Origin of the sequence: Oryzicola mucosus, from assembly GCF_014534685.1 — a bacterium.
Taxonomy (GTDB): domain Bacteria; phylum Pseudomonadota; class Alphaproteobacteria; order Rhizobiales; family Rhizobiaceae; genus Oryzicola; species Oryzicola mucosus.
This window is the reverse complement of the sequence record NZ_JACVVX010000002.1, coordinates 657482-680176: the sequence shown is the minus strand read 5'-3', so window position 1 is coordinate 680176 and position 22695 is coordinate 657482. Positions and strand designations below refer to the sequence as shown.

The window sequence follows — 22695 nt, the reverse complement described above, 5'->3', positions numbered from 1 at the left end:
AACTGCTACACTTTTGGGATGAATCTTCCCTTAAGGCAAAAAGTAGTTTCGGCATAAGCCTTTCGAGCTAGAACTCCTAGAACTCCGTCAACAACCGGCTCCAGCTTTCCGAGGCCAAGCCTCCCAGATATATGTCGTTGCGCTGGATCGCATCCTGGATTTCCGCATTCGGGGATTTCACGCAGAAAAACCCGCCATATTTCAAGGTTAGCCGGCGCTGCCGCAAAATAGCGTTCAGGAAGAAGGGCTGCGCCATGCCGCGAGCGGCGCTGTAGCCTTCGGCATCGAGATGGGCGAACATCGCCGCGACCACATCCTGCTCACGCTTTGCGACCGTCAGCACGTTCAGCACCAGCGCGGTTTCCCCCGGCTTGCCGAAATAGAGGACGCAACCGACAACCCTCTCGTTTCCGTCGCGAACCTCGACCAGCTTCAAAACACCGCGCGCGGTGTTCATCGCCGCCACGCGCATCAGCCAGTCGAGCTCATCCATATCCCAGGCCGGACGCAGCGCGAAACGCTCGGTCATCGGTCGGGCATGGGCGTAAAATCGATCCAGCTCGACGGGGACGACGTGAATGCCGGGCGGCGGCGCCGAGCGATAGGATGGCAAGGACCGCCGCGCCAGAATATCGAAAGGCGACAGGCCGGACCGGATCAGGCCATGACCGAACACAGGCCTGCGCCGCGCGGCCCTGAGAGCAAGCGCGTTGAACGGGCGAAAGTCGCGACGCCATTCCAGGCTGTGGATGGGCAGCACGTCGCCGCCGCCGGCGGTCCAGTGATCGGCGCTGACCGGCGAGGCGTTGTCGGTGAAGAAGAACGGCGAAGTGCTGGTTGCGAGGTTGCGCGACAGCCGCGCTGCCCCCACGACACCGCTCTTGCGACCGTTCGACATGAAGGCGCACAAGAGCCGTCCGGTCAGGGGGCGGTCGCCGATGACGAACCGCATCGGGATGGACAAAAGGGCGCTGTCGATACCGCCGGCGCTTTCATGCACGAGGCTGCCCTGCTGCGGCGAATAGCTCGGACTGCCGAAGAACAGCGTCTCGAAATAGCGTGTGAAGCTCTCCGAGGCCGGTCGGTCATTCCCGCGAAAAGCGATGTTGAACAACCGCCCGACCGCGCCGATGTCGCTTATTTCCATTGTGCGGATGCGATTGGCTGGGGCCACGCGCTTGTCGCGCGAGCCGCCTGGATCGCCGTCTCTCTCACTCTCTGGCGTTGGCCCAACCACTCGTGCAACCATCAGGCTCCCTTGCCCTGCTCAACCGGCGCATCGACCACGGGTTCCTGCGATTGAGACCGGCTCGACCTGGCCAGCCGCAGCAAGACGGCCCAGCTTATGCCCACCATCATGAATTCGATCACGTAAAAGGAAATGAACGTGCCCGTCGGCGGGGCGTACCATGTAGCCCAGGCGGTCAAGGCAGCACCCACGAGGCTTCCGCCGCCCATCACCGTTGCCCGCACCGCGTGATGGCCCGCGGCGCCCAACGCCTCGACGGCAATCGCCCACATCGCCATCGGCACCACCACCCAGCACAGGATCCGCACGAAATCGACCATCGACACGTATTCGTGGCCGAACAGCAGCGGCAGCAGCGGCGCGCAGATGAACACCGTGATCGCAGTCGCGGCACTGATACTGACTGCCGCGATCGCGACTTTCCTCACCAGCCCCATCGCGGCATGCAAACCGTTCATCGAGGCACGCGCCGACCCCGGATAGATCAGTCGGTTCATCGCCTCGACCGACAGATAGCTGCTTTCCAGAATACGCCGGGCGACGCTGTAGCTGCCGACGATCTCAGGCGCCGTGACCAGTCCCAGGATCAGAAGGTCGGCGTTCTGGCGCACCGCACGGATGATGAACGGAATGCTGAAATAGAGCCCCTGCTTGATCTCCTCGCCGACGATGCCGTATTTTGGACGGCCGAGATTTCGCAAGGAATAAACGCAGCCCGCAGCCACGATGACGTGGCAGAGAAACTGCCAGACGACCCATTCGGCAATGGTGTTCACGCCAAACACCAGGCACGCAAGTGCTGCGGCGGCGGTGCGCGCCAGGCCGAAGCTCAACACGACCTTGTTGGCCGAGCGGAAATCGCTGTGGCCGAGAAAAATCTGCTCCGTCAGCAGGATGCCGCGAACCAGCGGGATATTGGTCAGGAGCAGAAGCAGCGTCGCTCCGACATTGATCGCCATATCCGGAGACAGCGGATAGAAATAAGGCAGTACGACCAACCCGATCGCCACGAGCACGACGGAACTCGCCACGGTCAGGATGATGTTGTGGCCCAGCATGATGGGATATATCGACTTGTCGCGGGCGACCCTCCGGACAAGGCATTCCGTAGCGCCCAAGCCGCAAAGATGGATAGCGATGGCGGTGACGGCGGTCACGGCAACATAGAGACCAAATTCCTCGACGCCGAGAAACCGCGCCAGGATGGCAAAGGTGATGAGTTGCGCGGCCGAGGCAACGATAAGGCTGCCGCCGGATGCCATGTAGGACATGGCCATCGGCAGCAATCGCCTTAATTGACCGACTGCGTGCTTTTCTGTCATCTGCCTCGGTTGGTCTCTAGGACGGAGTCACTATTGGGTCGTAGCCGGTGATACAGGCTGGAAGTGTTCCAGCAGTTAACAGTATAAACGCTGCGCACATTTCAACATCCGTTTACCTCGACCCGTTATGGAAGCTCTACCTTGTTAGGGGATCGTTCGAGAATGGCCAAGGGCACGCAAGACGAACCATCGACCGGATTGCACCACTTCATGGGTCTGGAGCTGGAACTGGGGCCGGATGTGCTCGTACCGCGAGAGGAAACCGAAATTCTCGGCAAGACTGCCTTAGGGCTGTTGCCTGACGGCCAGCCAGCCACGGTCATAGACATGTGCTGCGGCTCCGGCAACCTCGCGCTTGCAGTTGCAAGCAACAAGGCGAGCGCAAGCGTCTGGGGCGCGGACCTCACGGATTCCACCGTCGCCACCGCCCGACGCAATGTCGAGCGCCTTCGCCTCGGCGACCGCGTGACCATCCTGCAAGGCGACCTTTTCGGCGCGTTGGACGGCAAGGGGCTGGAAGGCCAGGTCGATCTGATCGTCTGCAACCCGCCCTACATCTCCACCGGTCGACTTGAGACGGAAAGCGCGCATCTGCTGGAGAGCGAACCGCGCGAGGCTTTCGACGGCGGACCCTACGGCATTTCGATTCACCAGCGGCTGGTCCGGGACGCGGTTGCGTTCCTGAAACCGGGTGGCTGGCTCGCCTTCGAGTTCGGCGTCGGGCAGGAGCGGCAGGCCGCTTCGCTGGTCACCCGCGCAAAGGCTTATGAGCCTGTCGAGTTCGTTCATGACGACGAGGGGCGGCCCCGCGTGGCCAAGGTCCGGAAACTTCCATGAGCGAGACGCGGCCGCTCAGACCAGACGACATCGAAGCCGTCGCCGGCCTGTTTCAGCGCGTCTTCCGCGATCGCGGCACCCCGCCCCCGGCCTCGCTGGCTGCCTATCTGAAAAATCTCTACATCGATGCGCCGGGCAACGACCCGGAGATACCGTCGCTGGTCTATGTCGGCGATGACGGCTTAATCTCCGGTTTTGTCGGCGGCAACGCTCTGCCGATGACGTTCAACGGCACGAAGCTGCGGGCCGGAGTCTGCGGCTCGCTGATGGTCGACGGCCACGAGACCGACCCGCTCGCAGGCGCCCGGCTTCTCAAGGCTTTCGTGTCGGGGCCGCAGGACATTTCGTTCAGCGAAACCGCCAGCGAAACCTCGGTGGCGATGTTCACCCGCCTGCGCGGCGTGGTGATGACCAATTACAGCCTCGACTGGCTGCGCATCATCCGGCCCGGCGCGTTCGCGCTCCAGGTCGGCTCAGAACGCATCCGCCCCTTGCGCATGTTTTCGCCCGTCGTCCAGCGCGCCGACCGCATGCTGCTCGGCCGCATGGGCGCCGACGAGTTGCGCTGGTCGGGCATTCCATCGGCACGCACCCCGCGCGGAGGCTTCTCGGTCGCGGAGATCGATACCCAGGCTTTCATTCCGCTTATGGACAAATTCACCGCCCATTTCGCCGTCAGGCCGGATTGGGCGCCGGGCCAGCTGGAGCACATTCTTTCCGACGCCGCTCGCAAGAGCGACTACGGCCCGATGACGCTCGCGCAGGTCACGGCCCGCACCGGCACGCCGGTCGGCGCCTTCGTCTATCATTTCAAGCCGGGCGGCATCGCCAGAGTGCTGCAGATTCTCGCCATGCCGGGACAAGAGGGCAGCGTCATCGACGCACTCATCGACCACGCGGCGGCGGCCGGCGCCTCGGCGCTGCGCGGACGCACCCAGCCTGCCCTGATGGACGCCATGCTGGGGCGGCGCATCTCGTTCACCCACCTCGCCTCCTCCGTCATCCGCGCCAAGGACCCGGCAATCGTCGCCGCGTTCCGAGAGGGCAAGGGCTTCTTCAACGGGCTGGCGGGCGAGCACTGGAGCCGCCTGATCGGCGACCGCTTCGACTGAACCGGCGGGTTTGGCCCGAGCCGCAAGCGCCTCTATAGTACAGCCACTGCCGCTGAATTCAGGATGGACACGTGACGACTGCGAAACGACGCATCTGGTGGGGCGATTTTCCGGCATCGGCTTTTTCTGGCCTCGACCCGGAAAAGACCATCGCCATTCTGCCCGTCGCCGCCATCGAGCAGCACGGCCCGCATCTTCCTGTGTCGACCGACACCGCCATCATGGAAGGCATGCTGGCCGAGTTGTTTCCCCTGCTGCCCGACGACCTCGACGTCCGTTTCCTGCCGATCCAGGCCATAGGCAAGTCGAACGAACACGTGGAAGTGCCTGGCACTCTTACGCTTTCGGCGTCCACGCTGATCGATGCCTGGACCGAGATCGGCACATCCATCGCCCGCGCCGGCATCCGCAAATTCGTCATCGTCAATTCGCATGGCGGCAATGAAGAGGTGATGGGCATCGTCACCCGCGAGTTGCGCGCGCGCTTTCGCATGCTGGCCGTGAAGACGAGCTGGGAGCGGTTCGGCCGCCCCGAAGGGCTCTTCCCCGAAATCGAAATGAAGCAAGGCATCCATGGCGGCGACGTCGAAACATCGCTGATGCTGCATTTCCGGCCTGACTTGGTAGACATGGCGAAAGCCGAAAACTTCGCCTCCAGCTATAACAGCGCCGAAAAGACCTTCGACTTGCTCCGCCCCACCGGCCCGCACGCCTTTGCCTGGCTGTCGGCCGACCTCAACCCGGCCGGCGTCGTCGGCAATGCTTCCGTCGCCACCGTCGAAAAAGGCCGGCTGACCGCCCGCCATCAGGCCGAAGGCTTCGTGACGCTGCTGCGCGATATCCGCAAGGCGCGGCTGGATGAGTGGATAGCGAGGGAGGTAGCGAGTAGCGAGTAGTGAGTAGCGAGTTTTACTCAGCCTCCCGCTACCGCAAGTCAAAAACCCCTATTCGCTATTGGCTATTCCCTACTCGCTTCTTCCAACCCTCAAAATACCTCAGCAGTTCCCCGTCGTTCGCGCTGCGTTCAACGCTTTCGAACTCCACCGAAGGCACCCGATCCGGGGCGGCGAGAAGGGCCGCGCCGATGCTGGTGCCGGTCGCGCTGCCGCCGCTGGTCAGCACCGGCCGCCCGGTCGCAACCGCCAGCATCCGCTTGTAGACGTCGTTTTTCGCAAACGGTCCCTCGACGATAGCCGGGCCGGTCGCACCCGTAAGCTCGAGGCATGTCGCCGTCATCATCGCCAGATAGAGCGAAACGGCTGCGAAGCGCTCGGCGCCTGACAGCGTGCGTTCGTCGCCAACCCAGCCGCCCTGACGGTCCGGAAACGGCCCTGAACCCGGATGCAGCGACGGCAGCAGCATGATCCCTCGCGCCAGCACCGCGTCGATATCGTCCTGTTCACACCGGTCGACGCCGTCGACAAGGCTCGAGAACTCGCGCCCGCCCATGAAGCGCGATGACGCCACCGGCTCGCCCAGCGCGTTGACGTTGATCAGGCAATCGCGGTCCAGATCGAGCCTGTCCGCCGCCCCGCCCACCGTCAGGGTGATCACCCAGGTTCCCGTCGACACCACGGAGAACGGCGCTGTCTGCTGCAGCAGATGCGGATAGAGCGATGCGTTGGAATCGTGAATGCCGCAAAAAACCTGCATATCAGGCGCAAGGCCGAGTTCCGCCGCCAGGTCCGGCAAGACAGCGCCCAGCCGGTCGCCGGCCTTGTGGACAGGAGCCATCAGCGGCTCCCAGTCCATGCGGTCCACCAGGCTCGACCACCTGCCCGACCCCGGCTGCCAGAGATCGGTATGGCAGCCCAGCGAGGTAACCTCCGTCGTCGCAATCCCCGTCAGCCTGCAGGCCCAATATTGCGCATAGGTGACGATGGTCGCAACCTCGGCAAAGGCTTCGGGAAACCGCTTGGCCTGCCAGAACAGTTGTGCCGCGAGATTGAGCCCCATCGGCAGGCGGGGCGTGCCGGTCTCCGCAAAGGGCGGGCGCACTGCGTCATACTCGACCGTCAGCTCGTCCGGGCCGGTGTGCTCGTAGTCCAGCACCGGCATCGCCAGCGAACCGTCCGCCTTCAGCAGCGCGGCCGTCGCGCCGTGCGTCGTCACCGAAATCGCCTGCACCGGCGTCTGAGCGTTCAGCTCGGCAAGGCTCTGTTTGATGAAACTCCAAAGCCTGTCGCAGTCGAAATGCGGATAGAGCCCGTCCGTCAGAACCGCGTTCGGCATGCGCCGCACGGCCACTTCCGACAGCGTGTCCATGTCGACGAGCGCCAGCTTGGCGTTGGTCTTGCCGATATCGACGACGGCGACGTACCTGACTGTCATGGGGCGTCCGTGCCGTTCAGGCCATGTGGAACAAGGTCTGCAGCGGCACCGCCACGGGCTCGTTGTCCGGCTTCGTGGCCATCAGGTCGGCCATATGAGCCCACCAGCGCTGCATCACCGGATGCTCCGGCAGCGCATCCATGCCATGGTCCCTGCGCCGCCACAGCACGCCGAACAGGATGTTGGTCTCCTCGTCCAGATGGATGGAGTAATCCCACACCCCGGCCTCCTTCAGAAGGGTCACCAACTCGGGAAAAATCTCGTCGTGGCGCTTCTTGTACTCGGCCTTCATGCCGGGGTTGAGCGTCATCTTGAAGGCATATTTCTCGGCGTTCACGCGATCCGCCTCCGGCTTAAGCGCTTCCACAGGATCGGCAGCGCGATGACGAGGATGAGCAGCAGGCCGATGAAGATCGACATGACGATGCCAGGCACGTTGAGCAGGCCGAGCCCGAAGGTGACCATGCCCATGATCAGCGCCGCCAGAACCACGCCCAATATGCTGCCCGCGCCGCCAAGGATGCTGACGCCGCCCAGCACCACCATGGTGATGACTTCCAGTTCATAGCCTTGCGCGATGGACGGCCGCGTCGAACCCAATCGAGAGGTGATCAGCACCGAGGCGATGCCGGCCATCAGCCCGGTCAGGCAGAACAGGATGAACTTGGTCCGCGCCACCCGCACGCCGGTGAAATGCGAGGCAATCGGATTGTTGCCGATGGAAAAGACCCGGCGGCCGAAGCTCGTCTTGTGCAGCACGAAACCGTAAATCACGGCCGCGACCAGAAACAGCACAAGCTCGAACGAGATCACCCACCAGACATAACCCTGCCCGAAGAAAGCGAAGGAGGCGGGATAGCTGTTATAGGCCTGGTCGCCGAGGATGATGAAGGCGATGCCCCGGAACAGGCTCATCGTGCCGATCGTCACGACGATCGACGGCAGGCCCAGGCCTGTCACCAGGAAACCGTTGAACGCGCCGCAGGCAATGCCGACACCCACGCCGATCAGCACCAGCCCGGGCGTGCCGACACCGGCAACCGCCGCCATTCCCATCAGCGTGGAAGCGAGCGCGATGATCGCCGCCACCGAGAGGTCGATCTCGCCCGAGATGATCAGCAGCGCCATGGCGAGCGCAATCAGCCCCTTCTCGGTGAAGTTGAAGGTGAGGTCGGATAGCGACCAGACATCGAGGAAATAGGGCGACGCCAGGCTGTTGACGATGAAAATCGCCACCGCGACGGCGACCAGCAGCGCCTCCCAGGAAAACACCAGGGAGCGCAGCGGGTTGTCCAGCCGATCCGGGATCTGACGTGTGGTTCCGATAGCACTCATGCTGCCGCGGCCTCCGCCTTTTTGAGGATGATGCGGCCCTGCTTGCGCTCGCCGCGCGCGTTCAGCACCACGGCCAGAAGAATGGCCGTTCCCGAAATCGCCATTTGCCAGAACGGCGAGATGTTGACGACCGGCAGCGCCGAACTGATGATGCCGAGGAACAGCGCGCCGAGCACCGCCCCGCCGACCGAGCCGATGCCGCCGGCGATGGAGATGCCGCCGATCACGCAGGCCGCGATGATGTTGAGCTCATAGCCGTTGGCAACCTCCACCGAGGCGATGACGTAGCGCGAAATCCACAGATAGCCTGCCAGGCCGGCGATTGCGCCCGAGATGCAAAAGGCGAAGAACTTGGTGCGTCCGACATCGATTCCGGCATAGACGGATGCCGTCGGGTTGACGCCGATGGCGTAGAGCGAACGGCCGAGCGCGGTGCGCGTCATCATGACGAAGAAAAGCACGATGGTGGCAATGGCAAACCAGCTCAGCACCGGCAGGCCCAGCAGTTGCATGCGCTGCAGGCCGATGAAGTCCGGGCTCATCTTGTCGGCATTGACCCAGGCGCCGCCGGAGATGACGAAGGTCGCACCGCGATAGATGGTCAGCGTGCCGAGCGTCACGACGATGGGCGGAATGCCGATCCTCCACACCAGAAACCCGTTGATCGCGCCCAGGATCAGGCCGACGCCAATCGCCACCAAGATCAGCAACGGGATCGGAAATCCGGGATAGGCCGCGTTGATCATCGCCACCACCATGCCGGTGAAGGCAAGGTTCGATGCCATGGACAGGTCGATCGAGCGCGTCAGGATCACCACCATCTGCCCGAGCGCCAGGATCATCAGGATCGAGGTGTCGTTGAACACGGTGCTCAGGTTGCGCGGCGCGGCAAAACCCGGAAACCGGGTCGCGATCACGGCGATCAGTACGGCGATGGCGCCGACCAGCCAGATTTCGCGATTTTTCAGGAGCGCATTCATGCCGCAATCCCCGCCGCGGTGCGGACGAGCGTCTCGGCGCTCAAATCCTTGTTGTCGAGCACGGCAGCGACGCGCCCCTCGCGCATGACGACCACGCGGTCGGACATGCCCATGATTTCCGGCAGTTCCGACGACACCATGATCACCGACAGCCCCTGCGCCACCAGTTCGGCCATGAAGCCGTGAACGGCGGCCTTCGAGCCGATGTCGATACCCTTGGTCGGTTCATCGAGAATGATCACCTTCGGGCTGGTCGCCAGCCATTTGGCGATCACTACTTTCTGCTGGTTCCCGCCCGACAGCGTGCCGACATCCTGGCTCAGCGATGCGGCCCGCAGGTCGAGCCGCTGGGTGTATTGGCGGGCCAGCGAAAACTCCTCAGCCAGTTGCAGCACGCCGTTCTTCGACGTCTTCCTGAGCGAGGGCAGCGAGACGTTCTTGAAGATCGGCATGCCGATGATCACGCCCTGCTTGCCGCGCTCTTCCGGAACATAGACGACCCCGGATTCGATCGCCTCGGCCGCCGATTTCGGTGCCACCGCCTTGCCGTCCAGCGTCATCGTGCCGGCGCTCGTCTGTGTGGTGCCGAAAATCGCCTGCATGACCTCGCTGCGGCCGGCGCCGACAAGGCCGTAGAAGCCGAGGATTTCGCCCTTGCGCAGATCGAAGCTGATGTCGTCGAACTCGGTCGGATGCGAAAGTCCCTTGACGCTGAGCACGACATCGCCGGGCTGGCTATCGCGCACGGGGAAAATCTGGTCGACCGCGCGGCCCACCATCATGCGCACGATGTCGTTCTGCGGCGTGCCGGCCAGCATCCCCTCGCCCACCATCTCGCCGTCACGGAAGACGGTGTAGCGGTCGGCGATGCGATAGATCTCGTCGAACTTGTGGCTGATGAAGAGGATCGCTTTGCCCTCTGCCCGCAGGTGCTCGATCAGCATCATCAGGTCCTCGATTTCCTTGGCCGAAAGCGCAGCCGTCGGCTCGTCGAGGATGACGATGCGTGCATCGATGGACAGCGCACGCGCCACCGCCACGAGATGCTTGTTGGCAATGCCGAGATCCTTCAGGCGGTCGTCGGGGCCGATATGGCCTGCGCCCATGCCGTTCAGCACCGCGCGCGACTTTGCCCGCATGGTGCGCCAGTCGATCAGGCCGAGGCCGGTGCGCGGGGCATGGCCGAGGAAAATGTTCTCCGCCACCGACAGATCGTCGAACAGGACGGTCTCCTGGTGAATCGCGGTGATGCCTTGCGCGAAGGCGTCATGTGCGCCGTTGAGCGCGACCACCTTGCCGTCGACGGCAATCTCCCCGCCATCCGGCTGGTAGATGCCGGTCATCGTCTTGACCAGCGTCGACTTGCCCGCGCCGTTCTCGCCGATCAGCGCCGTCACCTGGCCCGGATAGAGCGACAGGCTGACATTGTGCAGCGCGCGCACGCCGGGAAACGTCTTGGTCACGCCCTTCAGCGTCAGCAGCGGCTGGGCGTCCGGCAGAACCGCATGCGGTTTGATGATGTCGGCGGTGGCATTCATGTTTTTTGGAACCTGGAAACAGGCGTGGCGGCAAAAGCGCCGCCACGCCGGCAGTCATCCTTGGGAGGATGGATCAGTAGATCTTGGAGAACTCTTCGATGTTGGACTTGTCGAAGGTGAAGGGCGCAGCCATCGGAGCCGAGTTGGTATCGTCGAGCGTGATCTCGCCGACGCGGCCGATGGAGAGCTTCGCGCCCGGCTTGGCCTCTTCCTTCTTCACCGCCAGGTCATAGGCGAGGTAGACGGCGGAGTAGCCTAGATCGATCGGGTTCCACAGGGCGACGCCCTGCGACGCGCCGTTGTCGATGAACTTCTTGAACTCCGAAGGCAGCGCCAGGCCGGTCACATTGACCTTGCCGATCAGGTTCTCGTCGGTCACCACCTGAGCAGCGGCCACGACGCCGACTGTGGTCGGAGCGATGATCGCCTTCAGGTTCGGATAGGACTTGAGCAGGCCCTTGGCTTCGTCGGTGCTTTTGGCGGAGTCGTCGTCGCCATAGACCACCGAGACCAGGTTAATGTTTTTGAACTTCTCCGGCAGCGCCTTCTTGGCCGCGTCGATCCAGGCGTTCTGGTTGGTTGCGGTAGACGCCGCCGACAGGATCGCTACATCGCCGCCATCCGGCAGATGGTCGGCTGCCAGCTTGATGATGGTCTCGCCGATCAGGTCGGTGTCGGACGGGTTGAGGTGGAGCTGACGACCTTCCGCCGCAACGCCCGAGTCCCATGAAATCACGGTGATGCCGCGATCCATGGCCTTCTTCAGCACCGGCACCAGCGCGTCGGCATCGTTGGCCGAAATCGCGATCGCGTCGACCTTCTGGGCGATCAGCGAGTTGACGACCTCGATCTGGGCTTCGGCGGTCGCCTTGGTCGGGCCGGTGTAGATGATTTCCACGCCGCCGAGTTCCTTGGCCGCTTCCAGCGCACCCTTGTGCGCGGCGTCGAAGAAGCCGTTGCCGAGCGACTTGACGACCAGAGCGATCTTGGCGTCGGCGGCCTGCGCGGCGGTCGAGAATACGGCTGCCGAAAGGGCTGCCGCTACCATCAGTTTCTTGAGAATGCCCATGAAAACCTCCCTTGAGCGATTAAGTCTTTCATCGTCCCTGCGGCGCTCAAGCCTGCAGCGAAGATCCTTCCCTCGACTGGCTCGCGCTCTGGGCCGTGCCCTTCGCAACGATCAGCGAAACTCCCGCCGCCTCGAGCATGGCGGCATCCCTGTCTTCGATGTCCTCGTCGGTGATGACGGTCGAAATCCGCGCCAGACCGCACAGGATCAGGCTCGAACGCTGGCGGAACTTCGAGGAGTCCACCAGCACGACGAGTTCGTCGGCCTGGTCGATCAGCTTCTGCTCGGCCTGGATCAGCAGCGGATCGGCCTCCATCAGCCCCAGCGGCGCCAGCCCTTGCGCACCCATGAACATGCGGCGCGCGTAGAAATTGCGCGTCACGTCGTTGTCGAAGGGCGACAGGATGATGTTCTGCTCGCGATAGATCGTGCCGCCCGACAGCATCACCGTGTTCTTGGAATGCTTGAGCAGATGCTCTGCGATCGGAAACGAGTTGGTGAAAATCGGCATTCGGCGCGACGCCAGGAAATGCACCATCTGGAACGTCGTCGTGCCGCCATTGATGATGATCGGCTCGCCGTCCTTGCACAGCTCGACCGCCTCGCGGGCGATGGCGCGCTTCTTCGACGTGTTGATCGTCTCGTTGACGCTGAAGGGCCGGCCGGCAAGGCCGACGAATTGCGGCGGCGTGATCGCCTCCGCCCCGCCGCGCACCCTGCGCAGGCGCTTCTGGACATGCAGCGCGGCAATGTCACGCCGGATCGTCGCTTCCGACGAGTCCGTCAAGTCGACCAGTTCCTGAACCGTCACCACAGGTTTTTCCTGGACGGCTGAAAGGATGATCCGGTGGCGCTCTTTTTCGTGCATTGCTCCTCCCCTATGGCGTCATTAGCTCATTCAAACCGCGCAGTGTCAATCATTTCCAATCATTATTTTTCATTGTGCAGTGCAATATGATTGAAATTGATTGTTTATGATTGACAGCGTACGGGCCCCATGTGAATTTGCGCGCAACTCTAGCATCAGCAAATCCGTGCACCGACGGGAGGAACGACATGTCTGAATCGCGCCCCAATTCGCGCCTCGCAAACCTTTGGGATGACGCCAAGGCGGCGGCGATGAGCGAACCGGAACGTCTCGTCTACCGCTCCAACCTGCTCGGCTCGGACAAGCGCGTCACCAACTACGGCGGCGGCAACACCTCCTCGAAAATCTGGCAGAAAGATCCCCTCACCGGCCAGGATGTCGAAGTCCTCTGGGTCAAGGGCTCGGGCGGCGACAGCGCCTCGATCAAGCTCGACGGCTTCTCGACCCTCTATATGGACAAGCTGCGCGCGCTGAAGGGCCTCTATCGCGGCGTCGAGTTCGAGGACGAGATGGTCGGCTACCTGCCGCACGCAACGTTCAACCTGAACCCGCGCGCCGCCTCCATCGACACGCCGCTGCATGCCTATGTGAACCACGCCTATGTCGACCACATGCACCCCGATGCGATCATCGCCATCGCGGCATCGAAGAACTCCAAGGAACTGACCCGGCAGATTTTCGGCGACAGCATCGGCTGGCTGCCCTGGAAGAAGCCGGGCTTCGAGCTCGGCCTGTGGCTTGGCAAGTTCTGCGAGGAAAACCCCAACGCCAAGGGCCTGATCCTGGAGTCGCACGGCTTGTTCACCTGGGGCGACACGCCCAAGGAGTGCTACGAAACCACGATTGCGATCATCAACCAGGCCATCGAATGGTTCGAGCAGCAGACCGCCGGCAAGACCATCTTCGGCGGGGAAGCTGTCACGCCCCTGCCGGCCGAGGAGCGCCGCGCCATCGCCGCCAGGCTGATGCCAAAAATTCGCGGCCTGATCTCGGAAGACAGCCACAAGCTCGGCCATTTCGACGACAGCGCAGCGGTTCTGGAATTCGTCAATTCCAACGATCTGCGCCCGCTGGCGGCCCTTGGCACCTCCTGCCCCGACCACTTCCTGCGCACCAAGATCCGCCCGCTGGTCATCGACTTCGATCCGGCAAACCCGGATGTCGATGCCGTCATCGCAAAGATCGGCGACGACATCGCCGCCTACCGCGTCAACTACCAGGCCTATTACGACCGCTGCAAGCACGACAATTCGCCCGCCGTGCGCGACCCCAACGCCGTCGTCTACCTGATGCCGGGCGTCGGCATGTTCACTTTCGCCAAGGACAAGGCCACCGCCCGCATTTCGGGCGAGTTCTACGTCAACGCCATCAACGTCATGCGCGGTGCCTCGACGGTCTCGACCTATGTCGGCCTGCCCGAACAGGAGGCCTTCGACATCGAATACTGGCTGCTTGAGGAAGCCAAGCTGGCCCGCCTACCCAAGCCAAAATCCCTCGCTGGCAAGATCGCGCTGGTCACCGGCGGCGCCGGCGGCATCGGCAAGGCCACCGCCGTCCGCCTGCTGCGCGAAGGCGCCTGCGTCGTTCTGGCCGATATCGACCAGGCCGCCCTCGACAATGCCACCTCTGAGCTCTCCGGCGTCTTCGGCGCAGATTTCGTCCGGCCGGTGAACATCAACGTCACCAGGGAAGAACAGGTCGTCTCCGGCTTCGCCCATGCCGTGGTCGAGTTCGGCGGCATCGACATTCTCGTCTCCAACGCCGGTCTCGCCTCTTCGGCGCCGATCGAAGAGACCTCGCTGGAGCTCTGGAACAAGAACATGGATATCCTGTCCACGGGCTATTTCCTGGTTTCGCGCGAAGCCTTCCGCCTGTTCCGCCAGCAGAAAATCGGCGGCAACGTCGTCTTCGTCGCCTCCAAGAACGGCCTCGCCGCCTCCCCCAACGCCGCTGCCTACTGCACCGCCAAGGCGGCCGAAATCCACCTCGCCCGCTGCCTTGCGCTGGAAGGCGCAGGCGAGCAGATCCGCGTCAACGTCGTCAATCCCGACGCGGTGCTGCGCGGCTCCAAGATTTGGGCCGGCGAATGGCTCGAGCAGCGCGCATCGACCTACAAGACCGACAAGGACGGCCTGGAGGAAATGTATCGCGAGCGCTCCATGCTGAAGCGCTCCGTGTTCCCCGAGGACATTGCCGAGGCGATATACTTCTTCGCCTCCGACGCCTCGGCCAAGTCGACCGGCAACATCCTCAACGTCGACGCCGGCAACGCCCAGAGTTTTACGCGCTGAAGCCTTTACCCTCCTCCCTTGCGGGGAGGGTCGGCGAGCCATCGCAGGGAAGCGTAGAGTTGCGAGACGGGGTGGGGGTTCCACCCTCCGATCGCCCCACTTCGCAGACGACCCCTGATAAAGGCTAGAACAATTCCGGAGGATACCATCGTGACCGAACAGATCATTTCCGCCGATATCGTCGCCAAACACAATGCGAGCCGGCAGGCCGACCTCACCAGAGACTACGACGCTCTGGGCGAGCGCCTGTCGCGTCGCGGCATCGACATAGCTGCGATCCTCGACAAGGTGTCGAAGTTCAATGTCGCCGTTCCCTCCTGGGGCGTCGGCACCGGCGGCACGCGCTTCGCCCGCTTCCCCGGCCAGGGCGAGCCGCGCGACATCTTCGACAAGATCGAGGACTGCGCCGTCATCAGCCAGCTGACCCGGGCGACGAACACCGTCTCGCTGCACATTCCATGGGACAAGGCCGAGCCGAACCGCCTCAAGCAGGCCGCGAGCCGCTTCGGCCTCGGCTTCGACGCCATGAACTCCAACACCTTCTCAGACGCCGCCGGCCAGAAACAGTCCTACAAATTCGGCTCGCTGACCAATGCCGACGCCGGAGCCCGCAGCCAGGCGGTCGAGCACAACATCGAATGCATCGAGATCGGCAAGGCCATCGGCTCAAAGGCGCTGACCATCTGGATCGGCGACGGCTCAAACTTCCCCGGCCAGGTCAATTTCGCCCGTTCCTTCGAGCGCTATCTCGACTCGGCCAAGGAAATCTATAAGGCCCTGCCCGACGACTGGAAGCTCTTCACCGAGCACAAGATGTACGAGCCGGCCTTCTACTCCACCGTCGTGCAGGACTGGGGCACCAACTACATCATCGCCCAGGAACTCGGCGCCAAGGCCTTCTGCCTGGTCGATCTCGGCCACCACGCACCCAACGTCAATATCGAGATGATCGTCTCCCGCCTGATCCAGTTCAAGAAGCTCGGCGGCTTCCACTTCAACGATTCGAAATATGGCGACGACGACCTCGACGCCGGTTCGGTCGACCCCTACCGGCTGTTCCTGGTCTTCAACGAACTGGTCGATGCCGAACTGAACGGCGCGGAAGGCTTCGACCCCGCCCATATGCTCGACCAGAGCCACAACGTCACCGACCCCATCGAGAGCCTGATGCTGTCGGCGGTCGAGGTGCAGCGCGCCTATGCCCAGGCGTTGCTGGTCGACCGCAAGGGGCTGGAAGGTTTCCAGGAAGACAATGACGCGCTGATGGCCACCCAGACGCTCAAGACAGCCTACCGCACCGACGTCGAGCCGATCCTGGCCATGGCGCGGCTGAATGCCGGCGGCGCCATCGAGCCCGTCGCGGCCTATCGCGAGGCCGGCTATCGCGCCAAGGTAGCAGCCGAGCGCCCCGCGGTTGCAGGCGGCAGCGGCGGCATCGTCTGACGCCACCGGTACTTGGAATCAAAACGGCGGTCCAAAGGGCCGCCGTTTTCGTTTTCAGGATACTCGGCGCGGGGTCTACCCCTGCGCCACCTTCGGCTCGCGGCGATGCTCCTCGACCTTGCTCAGATCGACGATGCGAACCCGCTTGACCCTGCGCGGGTCGGCATCGAGCACATGGAATTCGAAGCCCGGCACAGCCTGGATCACCTCGCCGCGCAGAGGCACGCGGCCAAAGGCGTTGAGCACCATGCCGCCGATCGTGTCGACATATTCGAGATGCTCGCCCGGCTTGAAATCGTCGCTGATCATCGGCGCGACGTCTTCGATCTCCGCCTTGCCGTCGATGATGAACACGCCGTCGCCCGCATGGGTGATCAGCGGCACATCCTCGTCATGCTCGTCCTCGATGTCGCCGACCACCACCTCGACAATATCTTCGAGCGAGACGACGCCATCGGTTCCGCCATATTCGTCGATGACCAGCGCCATCTGCGTGCGGGTCGCCTGCATGCGCGTCATCAGTTCGGAAGCGAGCATCGCGGACGGCACGAACAGAACGTTGCGGATCAGTCCGAGCGTCTCGATGGACTGGCTGAGATCGACCCGCGACAGGTCGAGCAAAGCGCCCGCCCCTTCGCCGGGCGGCTTCACGCCGATCCTCGCAGCGGATGTGATATGCACAAGCACGTCGCGGATATGCACCATGCCGCGCGGATCATCCAGGCTCCCGGCATAGACCGGCATGCGCGAATGCCCCGAATCCTGGAACATCGCCAGAAGATCGGACAGGTTGGTGGTGATCTCGATGGCCTGGATGTCGGCGCGCGGCACCATGACATCCTCGACCGTCACTTCGCGCAGGCGAAGGATGTTGCCGAGCATGGCGCGTTCGCCAGGCGAGAAGGAATCCGTGTCGGCCCCGGACTCGGCCAGCGCGTCGGCTATCTCCTCGCGGATATTGCCGCCATTGCGCTGACGGAAAAGCCGCCCGATTCTTTCCAGGAAAGAAGGGCCTTCTACAGCCGGCTGGGTGATGGTTGCGGCAGATGCCGCGCTCGTACTAGGCCCGTCTTCGGCTGTTTCGGAGGCTTTGGCCGCGCTCCCGGTCTCGGGAATTGCGGTCGTCTCAGGTTTCTCGTTCATCGTCGTCCGGTCAATTGAACTTCCGTGTTAAGCGTAAGGGTCGGGAATGGCAAGCCTTGCAAGCGCGCGGCGCTCCAGTTCCTCCATCTCCTCCGCCTCTTCGTCGGTCTCATGGTCGTAGCCCAACAGATGGAGCAATCCATGAACTACGAGATGGGTGATATGGTTGCCGAGCGGCTTGTCTTCCAGCTCCGCCTCGCGAAAAACCGTCTCACACGCCAGGACGATATCGCCCAGCATCGGCGGCAGCTTGTCGCCCGGCGCCACCGGGAACGCCGGAAAGGACAGCACGTTGGTCGGCTTGTCCTTCTCCCGCCACTGCGCATTCAGGTCGCGGATAGACGCATCGTCGGTGAAGACGAGGCTCAATTCCGACCCCTCGCCTTCGGCTTCCGCCTCAGCCAGCCCCGCGCCCAGCGCGGCCGCGACAAGGCCGCGCAGTTCGACCTCGTCGGGCCAGTTCCCCGCTTCGACCATGAGGTCGACTTCGACGCCCGCCACCGTAAGCGCCGTCTGCTCAGTGTCCGAAGCCATGCCTCAGCTTTCGGAGCCCAGGCCGCGCGCAACCTTGCCGTCGCGATCATAGGCCCTGACGATCTCGGCCACCAGCGGATGACGCACAACGTCTCCGTCGTTGAACCGCACCGTCACAGCTCCCGTCACTCCGTCCAGAATGCGCAGCGCCTCCACCAGACCCGAACGTGTGTTCGGCGGCAGGTCGATCTGCGTCGGGTCGCCGGTGATGATCATGCGCGAGTTCTCGCCCAGGCGGGTGAGGAACATCTTCATCTGCATCGGCGTTGTGTTCTGCGACTCGTCCAGGATCACCGCCGCATGCGCCAGCGTCCGCCCGCGCATGAAGGCCAGCGGCGCGATCTCGATCACGCCCGCAGCAATCGCCCGTTCGACCTTATCGGCCGGCATCATGTCGTAGAGCGCGTCGTAGAGCGGCCGCAGATAAGGGTCGACCTTCTCCTTCATGTCGCCGGGCAGGAAGCCGAGACGCTCGCCGGCCTCGACAGCCGGACGCGACAGGATGATGCGCTCGACCATGCCGCGTTCCAAAAGCATGGCCGCATGTGCCACCGCCAGGTAGGTCTTGCCGGTGCCCGCCGGCCCGATGCCGAACACCAGCTCAGACCGTTCCAGCGCGCGCATATAGGCGTCCTGGTTGAGCGAACGGGCATAGATGGTCTTCTTGCGGGTCGAAATTTGCGCGGCGGCCACCTTGCCCTTGCGCTCCAGCGTCGGCAACGTCAGCTGGTCGTCTGGCGCCAGCGCCATGCGGACCGCACCGTCGACATCGGATTGGGCGATATCGGCCCCCTTTTGCAAAATACCATAGAGGTGGTCCAGCGCGCGCCGCGCCTGATTGGTCGCGGTGGCGTTGCCCTTGATGTTCAGCTGGTTGCCGCGGGAGCGGATATCGACGCCGAGCTTTTGTTCCAGACGCGCCAGATTCTCATCGAACTGGCCGTACAGCGCGCTGGCTAGCTTGTTGTTGTCGAAAGTCAGTACGATGTGCGCGATGTCAGACGCCCCGGAGGGCAGATTCTTCAATTCGGCAGCGCTCAAACGTCTCTCCTCATCTGCCGTCGGGTTCAAATCCGTTCGGCGTACAGGCTGTTGTAGCCCGTCTTGGTGACTTTCACATCCACAATGTCGCCGATTCGGGCGGCGTTTACATCAAGAATAACTGTCTGCAGCCAAGGTGACCGTCCCATGACCTGTCCAGCCTCGCGGCCGGGCTTTTCCACAAGCGTCTCGATGGTCTTTCCGATCAGGCTGTCGACGAAATCCTGCTGCTGCTGGGTCAGCAATGCCTGCAGCCTCTGCAGGCGTTCGTTCTTCACCGCTTCCTCGACATGGTTCTTCATGTCGGCGCCGGGCGTGCCGGGACGCGGCGAATATTTGAACGAGAACGCAGACGCATAACGCACCTCGCGCACCAACGTCATCGTGTCCTCGAAATCGGCATCCGTCTCGCCGGGGAACCCGACGATGAAATCGCCCGACAGCGCGATATCGTCGCGCGCGGCGCGCACGCGGTCGATCAGCTTGAGATAATCGGCAGCCGTATGCTTGCGGTTCATCGCCTTGAGGATTCGGTTCGAGCCCGCCTGCACCGGCAGATGCAGATAGGGCATCAGCGTCCGCAGGTCGCGATGGGCGGCGATCAGTTCGTCGTCCATGTCGCGCGGATGGCTGGTGGTGTAGCGCAGCCGCGACAGGCCGGGGATATCAGCAAGCCTGTAGAGCAGCCGGCCCAAACCCCATTCGCTGCCGTCCGGGCCTTCGCCATGCCAGGCATTGACGTTCTGGCCGAGCAGCGTGACCTCGCGAACGCCGGCGTCGGCCAGCCGCTCCGCCTCGGCGACGATCTGTGCAACCGAACGCGAGACTTCCGATCCGCGCGTATAGGGCACAACGCAGAAGGTGCAGAACTTGTCGCAGCCCTCCTGCACGGTGAGAAACGCGGTCACCCCGCGCTTGATCACGTCCTGCCTGCGCGGTTGCGGCAAGTGGTCGAACTTATCTTCCAGCGCGTATTCGGTCTCGACGACCTTCTGGCCGCCGCGCACCCGCCTCACCACATCGGGCAGGCGATGATAGGTCTGCGGACCAACCACAAGGTCCACGGCAGGCGAGCGTCGCAGGATTTCTCCGCCTTCGGCCTGCGCCACGCAGCCGGTCACGCCGATCACCATCTCGCGGCCTGCGCCGGCACGTTCGGCCTTCATGTCGCGCAAACGACCGAGCTCGGAATAAACCTTCTCGGCAGCCTTCTCGCGGATGTGGCAGGTGTTCAACAAAACGAGGTCGGCATCTTCGATTACATCGGTCGACGTATAGCCGTCGGCGGACAACGCATCGTTCATCCGCTGGGAGTCGTAGACGTTCATCTGGCAGCCATAGGTCTTGATGAAGACCTTCTTGGCCGGCGTCAGCAGAGCGTCAGGCGCTTGGTGGTGAGCTTCTTTGAGTTCCATGCTGCGCCTCATAACGCATAGGCCGTCAAATCGAAACGATTTTCAGTATGGCCCGGCGGCGCAGATAGGAGCGCCGATGCGAAGCTGCAACAAAAGACGGCGCGGAAACTGCGGATGCGATCCAAACCTAGATCGGATTGCGCAGGGAAACCGCGGCCATCTCGCGGACGCGGGCCTCGATGATGCGCGTCGCCTCCTTGCGGCTCGACCCCGCCGCGAATTCGATCGGCTCGCCGAAGGTGAGCTCGACATCCATCCCGCCCTGCGCAAGCAGTTCGAAGGCGTGCGTGGCCAGATCGGTATCGCCGACCCATGAGGCGACGGCGCGCTGCCTGCGCCCCATGGCGATGCCCTGCAGCCTGGTATAGGCGATCGAGACCGGCTGGATGAACACCCGCTCCGCCGTACCTTCGGCCAACGCCATGGTGGCCGCGCCGAACAAGGTGCTCTTGAACGGCAGGATCACCGTGCCGTCGCTGGTGGTGCCTTCGGCAAACAGCACCATCGCATCGCCCTGCCCCAGGCGCTGCGCGATCTCGCTGGCCTGCTGTCCCGACTTGCGCTTGCGCTCGCGCTCGATAAACACCGTGCGCTGCAGCCGCGACAACCCGCCGACCATCGGCCATTTCGACAGCTCGGCCTTGGCGATGAAGGTGACGTTCACCTTCGAGCCGAGCACGCAGATATCGGTCCAGGAAATATGATTGGACACGACCAGCAGCGGACGCTGGTCATACAGCCTGCCCTTCATCGTCACCCGGATGCCCAGCGCGATGAGGATACAGCGATGCCAGATCTTCAGGATCACGGTTTCCGGCCACAGACCGGTCTTCATCGAGATCATTTGAAGCGGGACCAGCACCAGGCAGGCAAGCAGGGCAAACGCCAGGCCGAGGCCGGTGCGAAACAGCCGCAAAAACCGGACGCCACGGCTGCTGCCCAGCGGAAACTCAGGCCGGTCGAGGGGGACGGTTTCGGAAATCGACACCTGGCGGCACCCTTGCAGATCGAGGCTAACGAAGGTCGCGCCGCATGACGAGCGCGCCGGTGGCGCCGCGCGCCGACTGGTAGTAATTCGGTCGCTTGCCGACCTCATGGAAGCCGAAACGCCGGTAAAGCGCAATGGCCGGCGCGTTGGTCTCGTCGACTTCGAGGAAAAGCGCCTCGGCCCGCTGGTTGTGCAACTCGCGCAGCACCGCGTCCATCAGCTGCCACCCCAGCCCCTGCCGCCGCTGCGCACGATCCACGGCGATGGTGAGGATTTCGGCCTCGCCCGCCGCAAGACGGGCCAGCACGAAGCCTGCCGGAGCGGCCTTGCCGTGCCCGGTCTCCCGCGCGGCAAAGCCGAACACGGTGTCCTGCTCCAGCAGCGAGGCAAACTCGTCCGGGCTCCACGGTCGGGTGAAATCTTCTTGGTGCAGCACCGAGAGCGCCTCGCTGTCGCCGGGCTCGAGCCTTTGCAGCGCAAAATCGCGCCGAGATTGCCAGAACGGGATCTTCATTCGTCAGCCTTGCGCGGCAAAACGAAGCTCGCCTGCGGCTTGGCATCAGGTGCGCGCAGATAAAGCGGGCTGGGCCTTTCCGAAGATGGTTTGTCGGCGCCCAGCCGGGCGTAGACCGCGATATCCGCCGTCGCACCGAAAGGACCGAAATCGACCGACATGGACGAAGCCTCCGCCACCGCCTGCGCGGCATTGCCGGCAAGCACCGGGCCGGAATCTCGCACGAGCGCGGCTGTATCGTCCAGCGTCATCACGCTGGGCGCAACCAGCGTTCCGCCGGACGCGTCATAGAGCGCGCCATGCACTTCGCCGCGCCCGCCATTCAGCACGACGAGAACCGGCCGGCCGGCTGCAATCTCCCGCGCTTCCGCGGCAAGCGCTTCCAGCGTCGAAACGCCGACCGCGGGCACCTTCAGCGCGAGCGCAAGGCCGCGCGCCGTGGACACCGCGACGCGGATGCCGGTGAACGAGCCGGGACCGATGGAGACCGCGATGCGGGCGACGGCCTCATAGCCGATACCGGCTCTTTCAAGCGCGGTTTCGATCACCTGCATCAAATGCTCGGCATGGCCCTTGCCGAGGTCGCGCACCTCACGGCCGAGCTCGCGTCCCGTGGCGGCATCGTAGACCGACGCCGCGCAGAGCGCTGCCGAACAATCGAGCGCGAGGATTATCATCGCAGCCC

21 protein-coding genes are annotated in these 22695 nt (G+C 63.4%); 5 read left to right on the top strand and 16 right to left on the bottom strand.

Annotation, left to right across the window (positions count from 1 at the left end; all coding sequences use genetic code 11):
• Window positions 1-76: 76 nt before the first annotated feature.
• Window positions 77-1147, bottom strand: coding sequence for a GNAT family N-acetyltransferase (locus ICI42_RS09715; protein ID WP_188164339.1), 1071 nt, complete (start codon window positions 1145-1147; stop codon window positions 77-79).
• Between the two features lie 101 nt (window positions 1148-1248).
• A complete protein-coding gene (locus tag ICI42_RS09710; protein WP_230980237.1) occupies window positions 1249-2571 on the bottom strand; it encodes a lipopolysaccharide biosynthesis protein in 1323 nt (440 codons plus the stop codon).
• Between the two features lie 162 nt (window positions 2572-2733).
• Here ICI42_RS09710 and ICI42_RS09705 point away from each other — a divergent pair, with 162 nt between their 5' ends.
• The 3 genes from ICI42_RS09705 (at window position 2734) to ICI42_RS09695 (ending at window position 5416) form a co-directional block, all read left to right on the top strand.
• Window positions 2734-3408: a N5-glutamine methyltransferase family protein gene (locus ICI42_RS09705; RefSeq protein WP_188164337.1), complete on the top strand. Its 675-nt coding sequence runs from the start codon at window positions 2734-2736 to the stop codon at window positions 3406-3408.
• Window positions 3405-4520, top strand: coding sequence for a GNAT family protein (locus ICI42_RS09700; protein WP_188164336.1), 1116 nt, complete (start codon window positions 3405-3407; stop codon window positions 4518-4520). Before ICI42_RS09705 ends, ICI42_RS09700 begins: the two co-directional genes overlap by 4 nt.
• Before the next feature lie 71 nt (window positions 4521-4591).
• Window positions 4592-5416, top strand: coding sequence for a creatininase family protein (locus tag ICI42_RS09695; RefSeq protein ID WP_188164335.1), 825 nt, complete (start codon window positions 4592-4594; stop codon window positions 5414-5416).
• Between the two features lie 55 nt (window positions 5417-5471).
• Here ICI42_RS09695 and ICI42_RS09690 read toward each other — a convergent pair whose 3' ends face one another.
• From ICI42_RS09690 to ICI42_RS09660, 7 genes are all read right to left on the bottom strand, one after another.
• Complete coding sequence (locus ICI42_RS09690) at window positions 5472-6851, bottom strand: FGGY-family carbohydrate kinase (protein ID WP_188164334.1); 1380 nt, start codon at window positions 6849-6851, stop codon at window positions 5472-5474.
• A gap of 16 nt (window positions 6852-6867) precedes the next feature.
• Window positions 6868-7188 carry an L-rhamnose mutarotase gene (rhaM, locus tag ICI42_RS09685; RefSeq protein WP_330999140.1) on the bottom strand — a complete coding sequence of 107 codons (321 nt, stop codon included), beginning with the start codon at window positions 7186-7188 and terminating at the stop codon, window positions 6868-6870.
• Window positions 7185-8186 carry an ABC transporter permease gene (locus tag ICI42_RS09680; protein WP_188164333.1) on the bottom strand — a complete coding sequence of 334 codons (1002 nt, stop codon included), beginning with the start codon at window positions 8184-8186 and terminating at the stop codon, window positions 7185-7187. Before ICI42_RS09680 ends, rhaM begins: the two co-directional genes overlap by 4 nt.
• Window positions 8183-9166 (bottom strand): ABC transporter permease, encoded by a 984-nt coding sequence (locus ICI42_RS09675; RefSeq protein ID WP_188164332.1) that lies wholly within the window; start codon window positions 9164-9166, stop codon window positions 8183-8185. The genes ICI42_RS09680 and ICI42_RS09675 overlap by 4 nt, the downstream gene beginning before the upstream one ends.
• Window positions 9163-10704, bottom strand: coding sequence for a sugar ABC transporter ATP-binding protein (locus ICI42_RS09670; RefSeq protein WP_188164331.1), 1542 nt, complete (start codon window positions 10702-10704; stop codon window positions 9163-9165). Before ICI42_RS09670 ends, ICI42_RS09675 begins: the two co-directional genes overlap by 4 nt.
• A gap of 73 nt (window positions 10705-10777) precedes the next feature.
• Complete coding sequence (gene rhaS, locus ICI42_RS09665; protein ID WP_188164330.1) at window positions 10778-11773, bottom strand: rhamnose ABC transporter substrate-binding protein; 996 nt, start codon at window positions 11771-11773, stop codon at window positions 10778-10780.
• 46 nt (window positions 11774-11819) lie between these two features.
• Window positions 11820-12641: a DeoR/GlpR family DNA-binding transcription regulator gene (locus ICI42_RS09660; protein WP_188164329.1), complete on the bottom strand. Its 822-nt coding sequence runs from the start codon at window positions 12639-12641 to the stop codon at window positions 11820-11822.
• Window positions 12642-12829: 188 nt separating this feature from the next.
• On the opposite strand from ICI42_RS09660, the gene ICI42_RS09655 reads away from it, so the two are divergent.
• Both ICI42_RS09655 and rhaI read left to right on the top strand, forming a co-directional pair.
• The gene (locus ICI42_RS09655) at window positions 12830-14932 is read left to right on the top strand and encodes a bifunctional rhamnulose-1-phosphate aldolase/short-chain dehydrogenase (RefSeq protein ID WP_188164328.1); all 2103 of its coding nucleotides are present in this window, start codon (window positions 12830-12832) and stop codon (window positions 14930-14932) included.
• Window positions 14933-15082: 150 nt separating this feature from the next.
• Window positions 15083-16375, top strand: coding sequence for an L-rhamnose catabolism isomerase (gene rhaI / locus ICI42_RS09650; protein WP_188164327.1), 1293 nt, complete (start codon window positions 15083-15085; stop codon window positions 16373-16375).
• A gap of 75 nt (window positions 16376-16450) precedes the next feature.
• On the opposite strand, the gene ICI42_RS09645 is transcribed toward rhaI, so the two are convergent.
• From ICI42_RS09645 to tsaB, 7 genes are all read right to left on the bottom strand, one after another.
• The gene (locus ICI42_RS09645; RefSeq protein WP_188164326.1) at window positions 16451-17518 is read right to left on the bottom strand and encodes a hemolysin family protein; all 1068 of its coding nucleotides are present in this window, start codon (window positions 17516-17518) and stop codon (window positions 16451-16453) included.
• A 27-nt stretch (window positions 17519-17545) separates the two neighbouring features.
• A complete protein-coding gene (gene ybeY / locus ICI42_RS09640; RefSeq protein ID WP_188164325.1) occupies window positions 17546-18052 on the bottom strand; it encodes an rRNA maturation RNase YbeY in 507 nt (168 codons plus the stop codon).
• 3 nt (window positions 18053-18055) lie between these two features.
• A complete protein-coding gene (locus ICI42_RS09635) occupies window positions 18056-19093 on the bottom strand; it encodes a PhoH family protein (protein ID WP_188164324.1) in 1038 nt (345 codons plus the stop codon).
• A 26-nt stretch (window positions 19094-19119) separates the two neighbouring features.
• Window positions 19120-20508 (bottom strand): tRNA (N6-isopentenyl adenosine(37)-C2)-methylthiotransferase MiaB, encoded by a 1389-nt coding sequence (gene miaB, locus ICI42_RS09630; RefSeq protein WP_230980236.1) that lies wholly within the window; start codon window positions 20506-20508, stop codon window positions 19120-19122.
• Between the two features lie 127 nt (window positions 20509-20635).
• A complete protein-coding gene (locus ICI42_RS09625; protein ID WP_269140764.1) occupies window positions 20636-21424 on the bottom strand; it encodes a lysophospholipid acyltransferase family protein in 789 nt (262 codons plus the stop codon).
• A gap of 97 nt (window positions 21425-21521) precedes the next feature.
• Window positions 21522-22010, bottom strand: coding sequence for a ribosomal protein S18-alanine N-acetyltransferase (gene rimI, locus ICI42_RS09620; RefSeq protein ID WP_188164322.1), 489 nt, complete (start codon window positions 22008-22010; stop codon window positions 21522-21524).
• Window positions 22007-22687: a tRNA (adenosine(37)-N6)-threonylcarbamoyltransferase complex dimerization subunit type 1 TsaB gene (gene tsaB, locus ICI42_RS09615; RefSeq protein WP_188164321.1), complete on the bottom strand. Its 681-nt coding sequence runs from the start codon at window positions 22685-22687 to the stop codon at window positions 22007-22009. The genes rimI and tsaB overlap by 4 nt, the downstream gene beginning before the upstream one ends.
• Between the last annotated feature and the right edge of the window lie 8 nt (window positions 22688-22695).

Excerpts from the sequence above, each read along its gene's own strand:
- miaB (WP_230980236.1), bottom strand. The coding sequence starts at position 20,508 with ATGGAACTCAAAGAAGCTCACCACCAAGCGCCTGACGCTCTGCTGACG.
- tsaB (WP_188164321.1), bottom strand. The coding sequence starts at position 22,687 with ATGATAATCCTCGCGCTCGATTGTTCGGCAGCGCTCTGCGCGGCGTCG.
- ICI42_RS09655 (WP_188164328.1), top strand. The coding sequence starts at position 12,830 with ATGTCTGAATCGCGCCCCAATTCGCGCCTCGCAAACCTTTGGGATGAC.
- ICI42_RS09690 (WP_188164334.1), bottom strand. The coding sequence starts at position 6,851 with ATGACAGTCAGGTACGTCGCCGTCGTCGATATCGGCAAGACCAACGCC.
- rimI (WP_188164322.1), bottom strand. The coding sequence starts at position 22,010 with ATGAAGATCCCGTTCTGGCAATCTCGGCGCGATTTTGCGCTGCAAAGG.
- ICI42_RS09680 (WP_188164333.1), bottom strand. The coding sequence starts at position 8,186 with ATGAGTGCTATCGGAACCACACGTCAGATCCCGGATCGGCTGGACAAC.
- ICI42_RS09675 (WP_188164332.1), bottom strand. The coding sequence starts at position 9,166 with ATGAATGCGCTCCTGAAAAATCGCGAAATCTGGCTGGTCGGCGCCATC.
- rhaS (WP_188164330.1), bottom strand. The coding sequence starts at position 11,773 with ATGGGCATTCTCAAGAAACTGATGGTAGCGGCAGCCCTTTCGGCAGCC.
- ICI42_RS09645 (WP_188164326.1), bottom strand. The coding sequence starts at position 17,518 with ATGAACGAGAAACCTGAGACGACCGCAATTCCCGAGACCGGGAGCGCG.
- ICI42_RS09705 (WP_188164337.1), top strand. The coding sequence starts at position 2,734 with ATGGCCAAGGGCACGCAAGACGAACCATCGACCGGATTGCACCACTTC.
- ICI42_RS09715 (WP_188164339.1), bottom strand. The coding sequence starts at position 1,147 with ATGGAAATAAGCGACATCGGCGCGGTCGGGCGGTTGTTCAACATCGCT.
- ICI42_RS09670 (WP_188164331.1), bottom strand. The coding sequence starts at position 10,704 with ATGAATGCCACCGCCGACATCATCAAACCGCATGCGGTTCTGCCGGAC.
- ICI42_RS09660 (WP_188164329.1), bottom strand. The coding sequence starts at position 12,641 with ATGCACGAAAAAGAGCGCCACCGGATCATCCTTTCAGCCGTCCAGGAA.
- ybeY (WP_188164325.1), bottom strand. The coding sequence starts at position 18,052 with ATGGCTTCGGACACTGAGCAGACGGCGCTTACGGTGGCGGGCGTCGAA.
- ICI42_RS09710 (WP_230980237.1), bottom strand. The coding sequence starts at position 2,571 with ATGACAGAAAAGCACGCAGTCGGTCAATTAAGGCGATTGCTGCCGATG.
- ICI42_RS09700 (WP_188164336.1), top strand. The coding sequence starts at position 3,405 with ATGAGCGAGACGCGGCCGCTCAGACCAGACGACATCGAAGCCGTCGCC.